Here is a 1,394-nt window from a genome sequence, read left to right on the forward strand (position 1 = left end):
GGGGGGAGCGGTCGAAGGTGGGGCCGGCGATTGGGACGAAGTCGTAACAAGGTAGCCGTACCGGAAGGTGCGGCTGGATCACCTCCTTTCTAAGGAGCATCAACTGGCCGGGACTGCTCTTCGGAGAGTCCGGGTCGGTGGTCATCATCGGCGGCGAATGTTCGTCGGGTGGCTGCTCATAGATGTGGAGCACTGGTTATTCAGCTCGCTACTCGTGTGAGCCGGCAAGTACCGCCTGGAGGGTGACCTTCGGGAGTGGGAACGGCGGTGTCGGGTGGGTGGGGAGCTGGACACGCTGTTGGGTCCTGAGGAAACGGGCTTTGCCCGGTGACCTCGGACTGCGGGACCTGTAGCCGCATCACCGTGACGGTGGTGCGGTTCTGGTTGGCCCGGTTGTTTTTTGAGAACTGCACAGTGGACGCGAGCATCTCTGATGAAACCTCGCTCTTCGCCTTCCCTTTTCGGGGGGTGTGGGGGGTTGGGTTTTGTCTCTGCGATTTGTTTTGATCGTTTTGTGTGTTCAAGTTTTTAAGGGCATACGGTGGATGCCTTGGCATCAGGAGCCGATGAAGGACGTGGGAGCCTGCGATATGCCTCGGGGAGTCGGCAACCAGACTTTGATCCGGGGATTTCCGAATGGGGAAACCTGGCACTCGTCATGGGGTGTCGCCGCCTGCTGAATGTATAGGCAGGTTGGTGGGAACGCGGGGAAGTGAAACATCTCAGTACCCGCAGGAAGAGAAAACAATAGTGATTCCGTGAGTAGTGGTGAGCGAAAGCGGAGGAGCCTAAACCGTGCGCGTGTGATAGCCGGCAGGCGTTGCGTGTGCGGGGTTGTGGGACCATCCGGTCAGTACTGCCGTGCTGGCGAAGAGTTACAAAGTATCGTGATAGTCGAATGGCATGGGAAGGCCGACCGTAGACGGTGAGAGTCCGGTAGACGAAATTGCGATGCCTCTTGGGTGTGTTCCCGAGTAGCACGGGGCCCGTGAAATCCCGTGTGAATCTGCCACGACCACGTGGTAAGGCTGAATACTTCCTGGTGACCGATAGCGGATCAGTACCGTGAGGGAATGGTGAAAAGTGCCCCGGTGAGGGGTCGTGAAATAGTACCTGAAACCGTGTGCCTACAAGCCGTCAGAGCCTCCTCGCATGTCTTCGGATGTGTGTTGGTGATGGCGTGCCTTTTGAAGAATGAGCCTGCGAGTTATGGTGTGTGGCGAGGTTAACCGGTGGCGGGTAGCCGTAGCGAAAGCGAGTCTGAATAGGGCGCAATAGTCGCATGCTGTAGACCCGAAGCGGGGTGATCTAGCCATGGGCAGGGTGAAGCGCCGGTAAGACGGTGTGGAGGCCCGAACCCACCAGGGTTGAAAACCTGGGGGATGACCTGTGGT

Annotated in this window: 2 rRNA genes; both read left to right on the forward strand. The window is 58.3% G+C overall.

Going from position 1 to position 1,394, the window contains the following annotated elements:
* Positions 1-89: ribosomal RNA gene (locus amrb99_RS49400) — 16S ribosomal RNA — on the forward strand; the annotation flags it as partial.
* A 429-nt stretch (positions 90-518) separates the two neighbouring features.
* Positions 519-1,394, forward strand: a 23S ribosomal RNA gene (locus amrb99_RS49405); the annotation flags it as partial.

Origin of the sequence: Actinomadura sp. RB99 (genome assembly GCF_014706005.1) — a bacterium.
GTDB lineage: Bacteria > Actinomycetota > Actinomycetes > Streptosporangiales > Streptosporangiaceae > Spirillospora.